Source organism: Heyndrickxia sp. FSL K6-6286, from assembly GCF_038630395.1.
Taxonomy (GTDB): domain Bacteria; phylum Bacillota; class Bacilli; order Bacillales; family Bacillaceae_C; genus Heyndrickxia; species Heyndrickxia oleronia.
Genome location: NZ_CP152029.1, coordinates 466,317 through 484,170 on the forward strand (window position 1 = coordinate 466,317; position 17,854 = coordinate 484,170).

The window sequence follows — 17,854 nt, forward strand, 5'->3', positions numbered from 1 at the left end:
TGTTCTCCTCATAGTCCAAGTAAAAATGAGGGAGGAAGTTTAAATTGAGCAATCATCATATTGAAACGAATCTTGTTCAAATTGGTAATCGAAGTGAATCCGAGACAGGAGCAGTCAATCCACCTATTTTTTTATCGACTGCTTATCGACATGAGGGAATAGGATTGTCAACAGGGTTTGACTATTCACGAACCAAAAATCCAACTCGTGCGTTGCTAGAAGATAGCTTTGCGAAATTAGAAGAGGGAGATCAAGGATTTGCCTGCAGTTCTGGAATGGCAGCTATACAATTGGTATTATCTCTTTTTGAAAGTGGAGATGAATTAATTGCATCTGATGATTTATATGGGGGAACCTATCGCCTATTTGAACATTATGCGAAGGCATATGGAATCGTAACGAAATATATAAATGTAAATGATATTGAGTTAGTAAATGAATCAATCACTGAAAAAACAAAGGCGATCTTTATTGAAACACCTACTAATCCACTGATGGTGGAAACGGATATTACGAAAGTGGCCACTTTTACTAAAGATCACCAACTATTGCTCATTGTCGATAATACTTTTTTAACTCCATATCTTCAAAAACCAATTCTTTCTGGTGCTGATATTGTTGTGCATAGCGCAACGAAGTACATTGGTGGACATAATGATGTACTTGCTGGACTTGTTGTGGCAAAGGGCAAAGAGATATGTGAGAAGCTTTCTGCCTTTCATAATGGTGCAGGTGCAGTATTATCACCTTTTGATTCTTGGCTGTTAATAAGAGGCTTGAAAACTTTAGCATTACGAATGGAGAAGCATGTAGATAATGCAAAACATCTAGTGGAATTTTTAAATGAACGTCAAGAAGTAACTGATGTTTTGTATCCGGGTAGAGGTGGGATGGTTTCTTTTCGTTTGGAAAAAGAGGAGTGGATTTCGCCGTTTTTAAGGAACTTAAAGCTTATAACTTTTGCTGAAAGCTTAGGTGGAGTTGAAAGCTTTATTACTTATCCTGCCACGCAAACTCATGGAGATATACCTGAGGAAATTAGAATAAAGAATGGAGTCTGTAATCGATTGCTTCGCTTCTCTGTAGGAATTGAATATGTTGAAGACATAAAGAACGATCTTGAACAGGCTTTTCAGTTGCTTCAGAAGGAGGAACAATTCCTATGAGTAGAAGCCAAAATGATTTTGATATTGAAACAAGACTTACTTCTCAATCAGCATTTATCGACTCGGCTACAGGGGCTGTCAATCCACCGATTCATTATTCTTCAACATTTCATCAACATCAATTTGATCAATTTGGGCCATATGATTATAGTCGTTCTGGTAATCCAACTCGTAAGGTACTCGAGGATATGATTGCGGATTTAGAAGGGGGGGCCAAAGGATTTGCCTTTGCATCTGGGATGGCCGCTATTTCTTCTGCTTTTATGCTTCTTTCTGCTGGAGACCATGTTTTAATCTCGGAAGATGTGTATGGTGGTACATTTCGAATGATTACTCAGGTCCTGTCAAGATTTAAGATTGAACATACCTTTGTCAATATGACGGATTTAAGTGAAGTAGCCCGTTCCTTTCAACCAAACACGAAAGTAGTTTATGTTGAAACGCCTTCTAATCCACTTTTGCACATTACAGATATAAAAGAAGTGGTGAGATTAGCCAAAGCTAAAAATTGTTTCGTCTTTGTTGACAATACATTCATGACTCCTTTTTTGCAAAGACCACTTGAGTTGGGAGCGGATATTGTAATACATAGTGCGACAAAGTTTTTATCCGGTCATAGTGATGTCGTTGCAGGTCTAGCTGTGGTTAAAGATGAACAATTGGCGGAACAATTAGGCTATATTCAAAATGCATTTGGCTCAATTTTAGGAGTCCATGATTGCTGGCTACTATTACGTGGGATGAAAACATTAGGTGTTCGACTGAAGCAATCCTCCCAGTCGGCAAATGAGATTGCATTACGTTTGCAAAGTCATCCACTGATTGAAGCGGTATATTATCCAGGATTTACAACTCACCCAGGACACTCCGTCCATTTTCGACAATCATCAGGAGCAGGTGCGGTTCTTTCTTTTAGCTTACCTAATCAGGCAACCACTAAATTATTTGTTGAAAGTCTTAAGATTCCTGTGTTTGCTGTTAGTTTGGGTGCCGTTGAATCCATTCTGTCCTATCCGGCTACAATGTCCCATGCTGCAATGCCGAAAAAGGAAAGAGAGAAAAGAGGAATTACAGATGGATTATTACGTTTATCTGTGGGATTAGAAAATGTGGATGACTTAATTAAGGACATTGAGCAAGCCCTATTAGTAGCTAGTAAAATTGGCAGTAAAATTTTACCTAGTAAAATTGGCAGTAGAATTTTACCTAGTAAAATTGGCGAGGTTACCGAGCATGTATAGCCGATTAGCATTAAAAGGGGGAGTGTGGTTCGGATGAACATTGTTGAGAAACTAAAATCTTCTGTACTAGTAGCAGATGGTGCGATGGGAACCCTTCTTTATTCTTACGGGAAGGATACTTGCTATGAGGAATTTAATTTGTCTCACCCAGATGAAATAATTAATATTCATCAAGCTTATATACAAGCAGGTGCACAGGTAATTCAGACCAATACATACGGAGCAAATTATTTTAAATTGAGCCAATATGGTCTTGAAGAGCAAGTAAAGGCAGTGAATACAGAAGCGGTTCGTATCGCCAAGAAAGCCGCAAACAAAGAAACCATCATCTTAGGTTCCTTTGGTGGATACAGAGGCATTCGTAAGGCGGATATTACATTATCAGAAATTAAAAGAAGTTTTAGAGAACAGTTATTTCATATCCTTAATGAAGGTGTAGATGGAATTTTGCTTGAAACCTTTTACGATGTGGAAGAGCTTTTGGCGATAGTTGAAATTGCTAAAAAAGAGTCAGATCTTCCGGTTATTGCTCAATTCTCTTTGCTAGAACCGGGTGTCCTGCAGAATGGAATGGAATTAAGGGAAGGGTTATACCGGTTGGAGGAGATGGGAGCAGATGTAATTGGTTTAAATTGTCGGCTCGGACCTCATCATATGATTCAATCGCTAGAAGAAATCCCTTTACCGAAGAATGCCTTTCTATCTGCCTATCCAAATGCAAGTTTACTTGATTATGAGGATGGAAGATTTGTTTTTACGAATAATGCAACGTATTTCAAGGATTGTGCTGTCCAATTAGTGAAGCAAGGAGTTCGGCTTATCGGGGGATGTTGTGGGACAACACCTGAGCATATACGAGCCATCACAGAGGGGATTGAGGGACTCGTGCCGATTACAAAGAAGGTGGTTAAGCCTTCTAAAGAAAAGATCGAATTAGCTATAACCCAAGTTCCTACTGAACCCCCATTACACGAAATTGTTAAGGGGAGAACCTCTATTATTGTCGAATTAGACACACCTAAGCATCTGCAAACAGAAAGATTTATAGAAGGGGCAAAAGCATTAAAAGCGGTAAATATTGATGCTATTACGATGGCCGATAATTCATTGGCTTCCCCGCGAATTAGCAATGTTGCTATGGGGACAATTTTAAAGGAACAATACAATATTCGCCCGCTCGTACACATTACATGTCGTGATCGAAATTTGATTGGCTTGCAATCACATTTGATGGGATTGGATGCCTTAGGCATTGATCAGGTTCTTGCAGTAACAGGTGATCCTTCAAAAATAGGTGATTTTCCTGGAGCGACATCGGTATATGATGTGTCCTCCATTGATTTAATTCAAATGATCAAACAATTTAATGAGGGACTCTCTTATTCTGGAAAATCACTACGAAAAAAAGCTTCTTTCTCTGTAGCGGCCGCTTTTAATCCGAATGTACGGAATATTGATCGTGCAGTTGGCAGACTAGAGAGAAAGATAAAGAGTGGGGCAGATTATTTTATAACCCAACCTCTGTTTAGTGAAGAAAAAATTATAGAAGTATATGAAGCGACCAAACATTTACAGACACCTATTTATATTGGCATTATGCCATTAACTAGTTATAAAAATGCAAACTTCCTTCACCATGAGGTTCCAGGTATTACGTTAACTGATACGATTTTATCGGCTATGGAAAAGGCAGCAGATGATCCACTTCAAGCAACGACAGAAAGCTTGGCTATTTCAAAATCTCTTATTGATACAGCAATGGAATATTTTAATGGTATTTATTTAATTACCCCATTTATTCGCTATGATTTAACGATTGAATGCTCGAATTATATTCATGCAAAGGAGAATGTCGTCCATGTCACAAACCGTATTTGAACAACAATTAAAGAAAAGGATTCTCATATTAGATGGTGCGATGGGGACGATGATTCAATCGAAAAATCTATCGGCAAGTGACTTTGGAGGCGAAGAGTATGAAGGATGTAATGAATATTTAAGTATCACTGCTCCAAAAATTATTGAAGAGATTCATAGGGAATATCTTGCTGCAGGTGCAGATGTCATTGAAACGAATACATTTGGTGCAACTAGTACGGTTTTAGATGAGTATCAGTTAGGAAATCAAGCTGAGGAAATCAATTATGTATCTGCAAAAATTGCTAAAAGGGTGGCGGATGAATTTTCGACAGTGGCGCATCCACGTTTTGTTGCTGGGTCAATGGGGCCGACAACGAAAACCTTATCTATAACAGGTGGGGCGTCATTTGAACAATTAAGAGCAGCCTACGAGGAACAAGCTCGAGGACTAATTCGTGGTGGAGTAGATGTTCTTCTTTTGGAAACATCACAAGATTTATTAAATGTAAAGGCTGCCTATCTTGGGATAACAACAGCATTTGAACAAACAAAAAAGCAAGTTCCTCTTATGATATCTGGAACAATTGAACCGATGGGAACAACTTTGGCTGGTCAGAGTATTGAGGCATTTTATATCTCCGTTGAGCATATGAATCCTGTTGCAGTTGGACTTAACTGTGCAACAGGACCTGAATTTATGGCAGAGCATATTCGTTCCCTTTCTAATTTATCGACAACTGCTGTCAGTTGTTATCCAAACGCAGGTTTACCAGATGAGGAAGGCAATTACCATGAAACACCTGAATCACTGGCAGCAAAAATTAAGGCTTTTGCCGAAAAGGGCTGGTTAAATCTAGCCGGAGGTTGTTGTGGAACGACTCCTGCACATATTAAAGCAATGGTGGATGCTTTAAAAGATATTCACCCTAGAATCGCGAATACTAGCCATCCACATGCAGTATCTGGGATTGAACCATTTATTTATGAAGATGAAAGTAGTAGGCCGTTATTCGTAGGTGAACGTACCAATGTCATTGGTTCCCGTAAATTTAAACGTCTCATTGCTGAAGGGAGATTTGAAGAGGCGAGCGAGGTCGCCCGTGCACAAGTAAAAAATGGGGCACATATTATTGATATTTGTTTGGCAGACCCTGACCGTGAAGAATTAGAGGATATGGAGAACTTTATTCAAGAAGTTGTAAAAAAGGTGAAAGTACCATTGATGATCGATTCGACGGATGAAAATGTAATTGAATGTGCATTTAGATTTTGCCAAGGGAAAAATATAATCAATTCGATAAATCTAGAAAATGGCGAGGAGAGATTTGAGAAAGTAACCCCTCTTTTGCATCAATATGGTGGTGCGATCGTTGTTGGGACAATTGATGAAAAAGGCATGGGAGTTACAGCAGAACGGAAGCTGGAAATTGCCTTACGATCCTTTGATCTTTTAGTAAATAAGTATAAAGTCAATCCTCATGATATTATTTTTGATCCTCTTGTTTTTCCTGCTGGGACAGGGGATGAGCAATATTTCCGAGCAGCAAAAGAAACCGTTGAAGGGATTCGTCTAATTAAGGAACAGCTTCCTAAATGCCAAACAATTTTAGGGGTGAGTAATGTTTCATTTGGCTTACCTCCTGCCGGTCGTGAAGTATTAAACTCGGTTTTTCTTTACCATTGTACAAAAGCAGGACTAGACTATGCGATTGTAAATACGGAGAAACTGGAACGTTTTGCTTCTATCCCTGAATTAGAGGTACAAATGGCTGAACAGCTTCTATTTGATACGAGTGAAAAGGCACTAACGGTGTTTACAGAATTTTATCGTGGGAAAAAGAAAGAAAAAAAGGTAGATGTACAGCAATTATCACTTCCTGAGAGAATAGCTAGTTATGTCATCGAAGGGACGAAGGAAGGATTAATTGATGATTTGCAAAAGGCATTGAAGGAATACACTTCTCCATTGGCAATAATAAATGGACCACTGATGGATGGAATGGCAGAAGTAGGGCGTCTTTTTAATGATAATCAGTTGATCGTAGCGGAAGTATTACAAAGTGCTGAGGTCATGAAATCATCAGTCTCTTTTTTAGAACCGTATATGGAAAAAAATGATACATCGAGTTCGAAGGGAAAAATTCTACTTGCGACAGTAAAAGGTGATGTTCATGATATAGGGAAAAATTTAGTGGATATTATTTTAAATAATAATGGTTATGATGTTGTTGATCTCGGAATTAAAGTAGCTCCAGCGGAGCTCATTGAAGCCATTAGAAGAGAGAAGCCCAAGTTGATTGGATTATCAGGATTATTGGTGAAATCCGCCCAGCAAATGGTTGCTACTGCTCAAGACTTGAAAGAAGCTGACATTAGTATTCCGATGTTAGTGGGAGGGGCAGCTTTATCGAGAAAATTTACCCTTAATAAAATCGTACCTGAGTATGATGGTTTGGTCGTTTACGCAAAGGATGCGATGGATGGATTATCACTTGCCAATCGATTACAGGATGAAAAGGAAAGAGAAATTCTATTACAAGAACAGCGACAAAAACAGCTTCAACAATTAGAAATTGAACGAACAATTGAACGTCCTGCGAAGAAGGTGATTGAACGTTCATCTGTCGCGAAGGATGCGCCAGTATATATACCTTCTGATTTGAAAACACATATTTTACGAGACTATTCGGTGTCACACATCGAACCTTATGTAAATAGGCAAATGTTACTTGGACATCATTTAGGTCTTAAAGGAAAGTTGTCGAAACTTCTTGCCGAACAAGACGAAAAAGCATTGAAGCTATCACAGCAGGTTGACGAACTCTTAGAATTAGCAAAGAGGGAAAAGATTATTGTGCCATCTGCCATCTTTCAATTTTTTCCTGCTCAGTCCGAGGGTGATGATGTAATTATATATGACCCTGATACACCGAGCATAATACTAGAACGATTTACATTTCCGAGACAGGACAAGAAACCGTATCTTTGCCTTGCAGATTTTTTACGATCGAAAGATAGTGGTGTGATGGATTATGTAGGTATGTTTGCAGTGGTTGCAGGGAAAAACATTCGTGAACGAGCTCAGCGCTTTAAAGCAGAAGGGGACTATTTCAGAAGTCATGCATTGCAAGCGATGGCTCTTGAATTTGCTGAAGGATTTGCGGAGAGAGTCCACCAGCTTATGCGGGATCAATGGGGATTTCCAGATGCACCAGAATTTACGATGCAACAACGATTTGCTGCAAAATATCAAGGACAACGTTTCTCATTTGGTTATCCTGCTTGCCCAAATCTTGAAGACCAAGAAAAACTTTTTAAGCTACTCCACCCTGAAAGAATTGGTCTTCAATTAACAGAAGGGTTTATGATGGAACCTGAGGCAGCGGTGACGGCGATTGTTTTTTCCCATCCTGAAGCTAGGTATTTCAATGTTATGTGAGATCTGATGGGTAATGCTCTTTTCTCAAAAAATTGGTAATCTTTAGTGGGTGAAGAACGCTAAACCCTTTATTTTACTGAGAAAAGGGCTGCTACCTTCATAATAACCGCTGAATACTTTATTAAGTGTAAAAGCTAGTAGTAGGGTTTGGGTTTTTCTTTTACATACGCAACAAACGATACTAATCAAACGTTTGAATAATAGGATTTTTTGGGAATCTGGCAGCAGATTCTTATTTTTGTTTGCAACTAATATTGCTGCCATTTTCTAATTATGGTAAAAATGAATATACATCTTAATTCTAGGTAGGTGATTATTTGTTTAATCGAGAATTGGTCAAAGGAAGTACTTCTCTTCTTTTACTTCACTTATTGAATGAACATGATATGTATGGCTATCAATTAGCGAGAGAAATGGAACGTAGAAGTGAAGAGGCTCTTCATGTAAAGGAAGGGACCCTATATCCTGCATTAAAAAAATTAGAGGAAAAGGGATATATTGATTCTTATTGGGTCGAGCAAGAAAAAGGTCCTGCACGTAAATATTACCGTATTACAGGAGATGGGAAAGTAGTATTGCTACAAAAGTCAAAAGAATGGAATCGTTTTGTTGGAGTTATTTCTAAAATGCTAGGTGAATCATAATGTTAGATCAAAAGGCTGTATATCTAAAAAAACTGAAACAATCACTAGGCAATCATCCCGAAAAAGATTTGATTTGCCGTGAAATTTCATCACATATTGCTGAAGGCATACGGGAAAGAATGCTTTATGGAATAAGTGAAAAAGAAGCTCTTGATACGATTTTAAGTGACTTAGGTGACCCAACTGAACTTGGACAGAACTATCATTTACCAGTAGAAGGTCAAAATAAAACAACTATGGCCATTCTATTAAATTGGTGTTTCTTCATCGGCGGAATATTATTAACAATAATGAATCAAATGTTTCATTTTCCGGGTCTGCATCAAGCTTGGATTGTATTAGAGCGAATATCTCAATATATTCTTTTACTTTATTCCGTTTACTGGTTTTTCTTAGGCTTCACTATTGGAAAAGTTTATGGTCCAAAAGGGAAAAAATGTATTAGTCAAATTGTAATGCGAGCATTAATTCCCAATCTGTTATTAATGATTCTTGTACTGAGTAATATGATTCCCAAAGAGTTTTATTCACCACTTCTAGATCCAATATTTATTATTCTTTGTATGATTGCCACAATACTTTTTTATCCGATCAGTAGAGTAGCTTTTAACTATGGGATCGTTCACGGTCTTTAATTTTTTATACATATACATAGAAATTCTATGTATTAGGAGGAGAGAGAATGTCTCTAACATCTTTATCGTTTATTGCACTCATTTTAGCCTTTTTTGGACTGAAATTTACAAGAATAGATGGAAAGATAAATTTTGTATTTAAGTATTTTTGGTCTGCTGGTAGTGCATTGTTAGGTATAAATATACTTTTACTTGGAATGACAATTTTAGGAGTAGTCTTGTTTCCCATTTCAACCCCTTTTTTTATTGTGTTATCACCAGTAATTAGTGTGATTTCTTGGAATTGTATTAGGATATGCTTTAGAAAACCATTTGTAGAACGATTGTATGCCTTTTTTATAGGGCATTCTATTTACTTCATTCTTTTACTATATTTTATTTATGTTTTTTTTACCCTTGAACCTTCCTATCCAGGAGAAGATATGTTTATGTCTGGGCTTGGTTATCTGATTGGTGTGATTATTAGTTTTTTTGCAATCATTCTTGGATTCATTACATTTTTATTGCCCTATAAAAATATTAATCATTAGGGTACTCATTTATTCATTCCACTTTCGACAAATTTCCTATTTTCTACTATAATAAATAATTTTCTTTCGATGATGATTTTAAGTTAATTTAATTGAATTATATTGTAGTAATAGAATTGAAATATAATTGTAATATGAAAAACCCCCATTTTAACATAGTTTGATGCTATAATAGCCTTTGTGAAAAAGACAGTTAATTCTTATTTTTACATAATAATAGACGATAAGATCTTAAATATATATCTACAGAATGCAACAGGAATCGACTATGAATCGGGGGAATATAGAAAATGAAGAGAAGATTACTTTCACTTAGTTTAGCGTCTGTAATTGGGACGAGCGGATTATTTACTACCCATAGCGTGTTTGCAGCCGAGAATTTAAATCAAAAAATTAATAATAAACAACAAGAAATTTCAGAACTTCAAATGAATGAAAAGAGTTTAAAAGCGACAGTAGCTGAAATTAACGCAAAAGTTGAAAATACAAATGAAAAAATGAAACAAACTAAGGCAGAAATAGCTACTACGAAACAAGAATCAGAAGAGTTAAAAGTAAAAATTGCAAAAACAAAAAAGAGAATTGAAGAACGTAATGAACTACTAGAAAAACGTGCGCGTGCAATGCAAGAGAATGGTGGCTCAAGCTATCTAGATGTGCTTTTGGGTGCAGAAAGCTTTGGAGATTTCATTGATCGGGCAATGGCGGTAACAACGATTGTCAATGCAGATCAGGATATAGTAAATGAACAGAAAAAAGACAAGGAATCACTAGAAAAAGCTGAAGCAGATCTTTCAAATAAACTTGCAAAAGTTGAGAAGGATTTAAAAGAACTAGAAGATATGAAGGTAGCATTACAGTATCAAATTAATGATAAAAATAGTATTCTAGCAAAAATTAAGGAAGAACAAAAAGTTGCCTCAAATGAACTTGGAGAGTTAAAGGGGCAAGCAGCAAAAATTGCAGAGCAAGAACGAGCTGCTGCAAAAGCTGCACAAGCTGCTAAAGCAGCACAGGAACAAGCAAGAGTTACTACATCTTCAGATAATTCTAGTTATAGTGCACCACCTCAATCAAATAATGTAACTATCAATATAGGCTCTGGTGGAATCGAAACAGCTATTAGTGTTGGATCATCCATAGTTGGACGTTCTCCATATAATTGGGGTGGTGGACGTTCTGCGAGTGATATTGCAAACCGTTCTTTTGATTGCTCATCATTCGTACGTTGGGCATATGCCGAAGCGGGAGTGAATTTAGGACCTATTTCAGGTACAACAACTGATTCATTAGTAGTTCAAGGTAGGGCAGTAAGCGCCTCAGAGATGAAACGTGGAGACTTAGTATTTTTTGATACGTATAAGAGAAATGGGCATGTAGGAATTTATTTAGGGAACGGAACCTTCTTAAATGATAACAGCTCACACGGGGTATCAATTGACTCTATGAGTAATTCATACTGGAGATCAACATTTAAAGGTGTCGTTAGACGCGTAGTTGAATAATAAATAAAGGCTGTATTCGTATAGTTTGTTGCTTTTGTAAAAGTCCAACTGTCGGCTTTTACACTTAATAAAGATTAGCAACAATGTTTGAGAAAAGAGCCTAATAAAAACACTCTATCATTAGAGTGTTTTTATTTATAGATATTTTTAATCCCTTTTCTACCCAAAAGAAGAATAGAATTGGAAAAAACATATTTCTTCATTTTTTCATGTTACAAGTTATATTCGATATCTATATGATAAGAAGCTTGAAAAAGGGGTTGTCTATTAAGGGTTAGACCCTCTAATAGACAACCCCTCACTCATTATTTCTTTTCTAGATCTTCTCCAATAATCTTTACTTCTCTTTCTAACGCAACATTGAACTTTTCCAACACTGTTTTTTGAACATGCTTGATTAATGAAATATACTCTTCTGCCGTAGCATTATCTTTATTCACAATGAATCCTGCATGCTTCGTCGATACTTCAGCTCCACCCAATCGAGTACCTTGGAGCCCGCTGTCTTGAATCAGCTTTCCTGCAAAGTAACCAGGCGGTCTTTTAAATACACTACCACAGGAAGGATATTCTAATGGTTGTTTTGATTCTCTTTTGAATGTAAGATCATCCATTACCGCTTTAATTTCATCATAGTTTCCAGGTTTTAAATTAAATGTTGCCTCAAGAACGATATCACCCTTTTCTGGGATATTACTCGTCCGATAACTTAGCTCCAAATCTGCTGCTGTTCTCTTAACGACAGCACCATTTTTATCAACAACAATTGCATAATCGAGGACATCTTTAATTTCTCCTCCATAGGCACCTGCATTCATGTACAATGCTCCACCAACTGTTCCTGGGATCCCACATGCGAATTCTAATCCGGATAAATGCTCTTTTAACGCATATCTAGAAGCATCAATAATTGCAGCCCCACTTTGTGCCACAAGCTGATTCCCATTTGTTGATATGCGATTGAAGTTCTTAAGCAAGATGACGATGCCTCGAATACCGCCATCCTTTACAATAAGATTGGAACCATTCCCTAATAAGGTAAAAGGGATGTTTTCTAACTTGGCAAACTTGACCACCGCTTGTACTTCTTCATAAGTAGATGGTGTTAAGAAAATATCGGCCTTGCCACCTAGTCTTGTATAAGTATGGTTTTTTAGGATTTCATTTATTTTAATATTTCTCTCATCAATGATTGAAGTTAATTTATTATAAATATTCGTATAATCAGTCATTCATATCATTCCTTTTACATAGATAATGCCAATGGGCATCCCATTCTAGATGCTAAATTTGTCTTTACAAAAAATATGCGGCTTTTTTGAGATTATGCGCAAAATTGTTGAGTAGAAAAGTTTTAGACAATAATCTAATGATAGTAATAAAATGCTTAATTATCAACTGGAAAAAGGACTATTTAATGAACGCTGACAAAGTATTTAATGTTAAAAGGGAAATGAGTTAATATTATCCTTCTCTATTTCCGGTTCTTTCCAAGTAAATAACCAAAATAGAAAATGACTATATAGCTAAGTAGCAACCAAATGAGGATGGGATTTTTCTTGAAAATTTTAGCTATTTCATTACTGATTTGAAGGAGATGCTTTCCTAAGGTTCCTTCTATATGAAGTCGATAAAGATAAACGAAAAAAATGGCGATGAAGATTAAGAATATAACCCAGAAAATCCGAAAAAGTGAAACACCTTTTTTTGTCTTCAATCGTGCATCCCCCAATTTTCAATGGCTTTTTTTGTTGCTGATTAGAAAAGAACTGCAGACTACAAAGGTAGATATTTGGTGTAAAAGGCGGCGGTGGGGCGTTTACTAAAGTAACCATCTACTTTAGATTATTTTTTGATTTGATCCATTTTAATGACTCTCTTTTACTAAGAGGGGCAAGATCAGTCGATTCAACGAACTGAATGACCTTCTCAGAGTCGACTTTTGAATATTCCCTTAGTGCCCAGCCAATCGCTTTTTGGATGAAGAATTCTTTAGAATCCTTTAAAAATAGAATGTTATTAAAAAGGATAGATAGATTAGTGTTAGTTTTATATTTTAATTGAAATAGTAAGATGCTCCTTTGCAACCAAATGTCATTCGATTCCAACCACTTTTCTGTTGTTGGGTGAATGTGATGTGGGTATGTTTTCATATAATGTCCTAAAATATTCGTTGCAATTGAGTCAACAGAATCCCACCAAGATTTATGGGTAATACAATATTGAATAAGAGTTAAATCCTCTTCTTTCAACCATTTTTTATAGTGGTTTAAAAACAATATGGCGATCATTTGATATTCTCTTTCTTCCTTTACCCATAAATAAGTAATTAAATCCTTTAATTCATTCTGTTGAATTGAATAATATGAAATAAAGTTTTTGAAAACTTCTTTTACAAGAGGTGCGCGTAACCCGAAAAACTTGAAATTATTTTTCATATATTTTTGCATTAGGCTCTTTTCTCAACCATTGTTTCTATTTAGTTAAAGTTTTAACAAATAAATATAGGTTGAAGACCCTTAATACCCTTCAATTCACTGAGAAAAGAGCTGCAATCTTCATAAGAATCGATGAATCTTTATTAGGTGTAAAAGCCGGCAGTAGGGCTTTTACAAAAGCAACAAACTAAAAGAAAGCATCCTTCTATTAGAATCGCTTCGTTTTTATTTGCTCGTTCCTTCAAATCATTTTCTATCTTTTTGATAGGTAACATCATTCATCACCTCTAATATATTCGTTTTACACTCATCATACAACTTTTTAATAGAGTATAAAATATTTTTTAGTTTTTAAGTCAAAATATTCTAATAATTATTTGTGATATCAGTTACAATAGAGGAAAGCGTGTATAGGGGGGATTGTTTCTCATGCAACATCCTTATATTAAGGAGGAACATAAAATATTTCGTCGCACATTGCAAAGATTTCTTGCAAAAGAATGTCTTCCTTTTTATGAAAAGTGGGAAGAAGATCAAATGATTCCACGATCCTTCTGGTTGAAAATGGGGGAGCAAGGATATCTTTGTCCCGATATAGACATAGCCTATGGAGGAAGTGGGGTTGATTGGGGATTTTCAGTTATCATTAATGAGGAATTAGAAAGGGTAGGCTCCAGTCTTATTGGAATTGGATTACATAGTGACATTGTGATTCCGTACATTTCAACTTATGGATCAGAAGAACAAAAGCAACGATGGCTTCCTTTGTGTGCAAAAGGCGAAATGATTACAGCTATTGCAATGACAGAGCCAGGAGCAGGCTCAGATTTGGCTAATATCCAAACAACCGCAAGATTAGAAGAGGATTATTATATTGTAAATGGGCAAAAAACATTTATTACGAATGGAATTCATGCAGATCTTGTAATAGTGGCATGTAAAACGAATCCGCAGGCTGTTCCAAAACATAAAGGGATAAGCTTGCTTGCTATTGAACGTGGAACATCTGGTTTTTCGAGAGGAAGAAAGCTAAATAAAGTAGGGTTACATTCTCAAGATACGGCAGAGTTAATCTTTGAAGAGTGCCGAGTTCCTAAGGAGAATTTGATTGGAATTGAAGGAGAAGGATTTACGTATATGATGGAAAAGCTGCAGCAGGAACGACTAATAGTTGCAATTGCTGCACAGGTTTCGGCAGAGAGGATGCTGGAATTAACCATTGATTATGTAAAATCTCGTAAGGCATTTGGAAAGTCGATTGGCCAGTTCCAACATAACCAGTTTAAGCTTGTCGAAATGGCTACTGATATTGAAATGGGGAGAACCTTTTTAGATCAATTAATAGCTGAACATATTGAAGGTGTAGACGTCGTTACAAAAGTTTCAATGGCGAAATGGAAGTTGACGGAAATGGCTAGAAATATAGCTACCCAATGTATGCAATTACATGGAGGATATGGCTATATGGAAGAATATGAGATTGCAAGGAGATATCGTGATATTCCAGTTGCTAGTATTTATGCTGGAACCAATGAAATAATGAAAGCGATTATTGCTAAAAAACTAGGATTGTAGTTAGTCAATGGAAAGGAAGATGAAGATGAGAGAAGTTGTCATTGTTGAAGGACTACGAACCCCGATCGGAAGAAAAAATGGTGATTTGAAAAATATACGACCAGATGATTTAGCGGCATACGTCCTGAAAGCTCTTGTCGAACGTACCGGTATCGACCCTGGGATGATAGATGATGTAATTTTAGGTTGTGTCACGCAATCAGGTGAACAGGCAGGTGACATTGCGAGGGTGGCAGCATTAATTGCAGGTTATCCAATAGACGTACCTGGTACAACGATTGATCGTCAGTGCGGTTCGAGTCAACAGGCGGTTCATTTTGCAGCACAAGCTATTCTATCAGGGGATATGGATATAGTGGTTGCAGGCGGTGTCGAAAGCATGTCGAGAGTTCCAATTGCTTCAAATTTCCAAGGGGCTAATTTTAGTGCAAGATTAACCGATCGTTATGAAATGATTCACCAAGGATTGTCTGCAGAGCGAATTGCTGAAAACTATCAATTCACAAGAGAGGAATTGGACCGCTTTTCGTATGAGAGTCACCAAAAGGCTTTAAAGGCTCAAGCAGAAGGATATTTTCAGAGGGAGATCATCCCAATTAGCAATGGTGATACAAAGATATATAGTGATTCAGGTCCGAGAAAGGAAACATCGATCGAGGCATTAAATTCTTTAAAAGCCTCCTTTAAAAAAAATGGCATCATCCATGCAGGAAATGCAAGTCAAATAAGTGATGGTGCAGCAGCACTCCTACTAATGTCCAGAGAAAAGGCTGAAGATCTCGGAATGGTCCCTCGGTTTAAAGTTCATACCCGTGTTGTCGTTGGATCTGACCCGACACTTATGCTAACGGGACCGATTCCTGCCACAGAAAAAGTGTTAAAAAAGGCGGGACTTACAATTGAAGAGATTGATGTTTTTGAGGTGAATGAAGCATTTGCCCCTATTCCATTAGCCTGGTTAAAGGAAACGGGTGCTGATCCCAAGAAACTTAATCCAAATGGAGGAGCAATCGCTCTTGGCCATCCTTTAGGTGCAAGTGGGGCAAGGCTAATGGTAACAATGATGCATGAGCTTGAAAGAACAGGTGGGCTTTATGGTTTACAGACGATGTGTGAAGGTTATGGAATGGCAAATGCAACCATTATTGAAAGGCTAGGGTAATTTAATTGAAATGAAAAATTCATTTAGGCTGGGGGTTCGTATATGTCCACAACAATTGGTAAACTATTCGATTTAACGGTTAAAAAGTTTCCTAATAAGGAAGCAATATATGATGTTAGACGAAATAGGAGATTTACTTATAAAGAATGGGAGGAACAGGTGAACCGTTTAGCAAATGCTCTTAAAGGGGAAGGAGTCCGTAAAGGAGATCGAGTCTCTACCTATCTGTTTAATAATGAGGAATTAGCAACTGCTATTTTTGCTTGTGCTAAAATCGGAGCGATTTTGAATCCGATAAATTTCAGATTAATGTCGGAGGAGCTCGCGTATATTTTAGATGATGCAAAGCCTAAAGTTGTCCTTTTTGAACAGATGCTAGCATCTACAATTTCCTCAATCGAACAGCGCTATCCACAAATTTCGTTTTGGTTTATTGATGATCAAACACCATCCTATGCAGCCAATTATCAACATAAGATCCAAGAAGCTTCAAGTGTTCTAGAAGAAATTTCAATCGAAGAAAATGATGATTATGCCATTATGTATACGAGTGGTACAACTGGACGTCCGAAAGGAGTTATACATCGTCATCGTGAAGTGATCGAACAAAGCCTAATTGTGATTAGTGCGATGAAGCTCCATGCAAATGATCATGGACTTGTTACTGCCCCAATGTTTCATTGTGCAGAGTTACATTGTGCACTAATACCGCGAATTCATGTTGGAGCTAAAAATACGATTTTACACCAATTTAACGCAAAGCAAATTCTATCATTAATTGAGCAGGAAAGAATCACGAAATTCTTTGCTGCACCAACAATGTGGAATATGCTCCTACAGGAAGACTTGGAATCATATAATCTTGACAGCTTAGTACTTGGTCTGTATGGTGCGGCACCAATGGCTCCAGCCTTAGTCCGTGCTTGCCAGCAACAGTTAGGTATTGCTCTTGTTCAAGCATATGGGATGACAGAAATGGGTCCTGCTATATCCTTTCTTTTAGAAGATGACCAAATGATAAAATCTGGATCTGCAGGTCAAGCCTGTTTAAATCATGAAATCCGGATTGCTAGGCCACGCGAAGATGGTCCTTCAGACCCGGATGATCTCGTTCCGATTGGGGAAGAAGGAGAAATTATTGTCCAAGGTCCTTGTATGATGAGTGGCTATTTTGAAAACGAGGAAGCAACAGAGAGGGCGATGTATAAAGGCTGGTACCATTCAGGAGATATCGGTTATATCGATGAGGATGGTTATCTTTGGGTAAAGGACCGTGTGGATGACATGATTATTAGTGGAGGAGAGAACATTTTTCCAAGAGAAATTGAGGATGTTCTTTATGAACACAAAGGCGTGTTAGATATAGCAGTAATTGGCCAGCCAGATGAGCATTGGGGTGAAAGGGTTATCGCTTTCGTGGTAAAAAAGGATCCAGCAGTAACAGAAATGGAACTAGATGAATGGTGTAAGAACAGTGAGCATCTTGCCAATTATAAGCGCCCGAGGACATATATCTTCTGTGATATGTTACCTAGAAATGCAAGTGGTAAGATACAAAAGTTTCTATTGAGAGAAAGATTAAGAAATTTTGACACCCTAAGGAATGATACAGAGAATCAAATAGGTGATTTAAAAAATTTATCATAGATAAAGGGGATA

13 protein-coding genes are annotated in these 17,854 nt (G+C 37.1%); 11 read left to right on the forward strand and 2 right to left on the reverse strand.

Going from position 1 to position 17,854, the window contains the following annotated elements:
* Nucleotides 1–44: 44 nt before the first annotated feature.
* The 8 genes from MHI39_RS02535 to MHI39_RS02570 all read left to right on the forward strand — a co-directional run bounded on the left by MHI39_RS02535 (nt 45) and on the right by MHI39_RS02570 (nt 11,020).
* Nucleotides 45–1,166: a methionine biosynthesis PLP-dependent protein gene (locus MHI39_RS02535; protein ID WP_058004029.1), complete on the forward strand. Its 1,122-nt coding sequence runs from the start codon at nt 45–47 to the stop codon at nt 1,164–1,166.
* On the forward strand, nt 1,163–2,407 hold the full coding sequence (metC, locus tag MHI39_RS02540) for a cystathionine beta-lyase (protein WP_342540635.1): 1,245 nt from the start codon (nt 1,163–1,165) through the stop codon (nt 2,405–2,407). The genes MHI39_RS02535 and metC overlap by 4 nt, the downstream gene beginning before the upstream one ends.
* Before the next feature lie 33 nt (nt 2,408–2,440).
* Nucleotides 2,441–4,285, forward strand: a complete 1,845-nt coding sequence (locus tag MHI39_RS02545) for a bifunctional homocysteine S-methyltransferase/methylenetetrahydrofolate reductase (protein WP_342540636.1) — start codon at nt 2,441–2,443, stop codon at nt 4,283–4,285.
* Nucleotides 4,266–7,706, forward strand: coding sequence for a methionine synthase (gene metH / locus MHI39_RS02550; protein ID WP_342540637.1), 3,441 nt, complete (start codon nt 4,266–4,268; stop codon nt 7,704–7,706). The genes MHI39_RS02545 and metH overlap by 20 nt, the downstream gene beginning before the upstream one ends.
* A gap of 317 nt (nt 7,707–8,023) precedes the next feature.
* Entirely contained in the window at nt 8,024–8,350 is a 327-nt protein-coding gene (locus MHI39_RS02555; protein WP_212946335.1) for a helix-turn-helix transcriptional regulator, read from the forward strand.
* Nucleotides 8,350–8,985 carry a permease prefix domain 1-containing protein gene (locus MHI39_RS02560; RefSeq protein ID WP_259548745.1) on the forward strand — a complete coding sequence of 212 codons (636 nt, stop codon included), beginning with the start codon at nt 8,350–8,352 and terminating at the stop codon, nt 8,983–8,985. The genes MHI39_RS02555 and MHI39_RS02560 overlap by 1 nt, the downstream gene beginning before the upstream one ends.
* Before the next feature lie 47 nt (nt 8,986–9,032).
* Nucleotides 9,033–9,515, forward strand: coding sequence for a hypothetical protein (locus MHI39_RS02565; protein WP_259548746.1), 483 nt, complete (start codon nt 9,033–9,035; stop codon nt 9,513–9,515).
* A 290-nt stretch (nt 9,516–9,805) separates the two neighbouring features.
* The gene (locus tag MHI39_RS02570) at nt 9,806–11,020 is read left to right on the forward strand and encodes an NlpC/P60 family protein (RefSeq protein ID WP_212946332.1); all 1,215 of its coding nucleotides are present in this window, start codon (nt 9,806–9,808) and stop codon (nt 11,018–11,020) included.
* 305 nt (nt 11,021–11,325) lie between these two features.
* Here the strand turns inward: MHI39_RS02570 and murB are convergent, their stop codons facing one another.
* Together murB and MHI39_RS02580 are read right to left on the reverse strand one after the other, a co-directional pair.
* Complete coding sequence (gene murB, locus MHI39_RS02575; RefSeq protein ID WP_212946331.1) at nt 11,326–12,252, reverse strand: UDP-N-acetylmuramate dehydrogenase; 927 nt, start codon at nt 12,250–12,252, stop codon at nt 11,326–11,328.
* Between the two features lie 603 nt (nt 12,253–12,855).
* Nucleotides 12,856–13,470 carry a DNA alkylation repair protein gene (locus tag MHI39_RS02580; RefSeq protein ID WP_342540638.1) on the reverse strand — a complete coding sequence of 205 codons (615 nt, stop codon included), beginning with the start codon at nt 13,468–13,470 and terminating at the stop codon, nt 12,856–12,858.
* 417 nt (nt 13,471–13,887) lie between these two features.
* On the opposite strand from MHI39_RS02580, the gene MHI39_RS02585 reads away from it, so the two are divergent.
* From MHI39_RS02585 to MHI39_RS02595, 3 genes are read left to right on the forward strand one after another with little or no spacing between them, the layout of a single operon-like run.
* Nucleotides 13,888–15,033, forward strand: coding sequence for an acyl-CoA dehydrogenase family protein (locus MHI39_RS02585; protein WP_342540639.1), 1,146 nt, complete (start codon nt 13,888–13,890; stop codon nt 15,031–15,033).
* 25 nt (nt 15,034–15,058) lie between these two features.
* The gene (locus MHI39_RS02590) at nt 15,059–16,195 is read left to right on the forward strand and encodes a thiolase family protein (RefSeq protein WP_342540640.1); all 1,137 of its coding nucleotides are present in this window, start codon (nt 15,059–15,061) and stop codon (nt 16,193–16,195) included.
* Between the two features lie 42 nt (nt 16,196–16,237).
* The gene (locus tag MHI39_RS02595; RefSeq protein WP_342540641.1) at nt 16,238–17,842 is read left to right on the forward strand and encodes a fatty acid--CoA ligase; all 1,605 of its coding nucleotides are present in this window, start codon (nt 16,238–16,240) and stop codon (nt 17,840–17,842) included.
* The last annotated feature ends 12 nt before the right edge of the window (nt 17,843–17,854 follow it).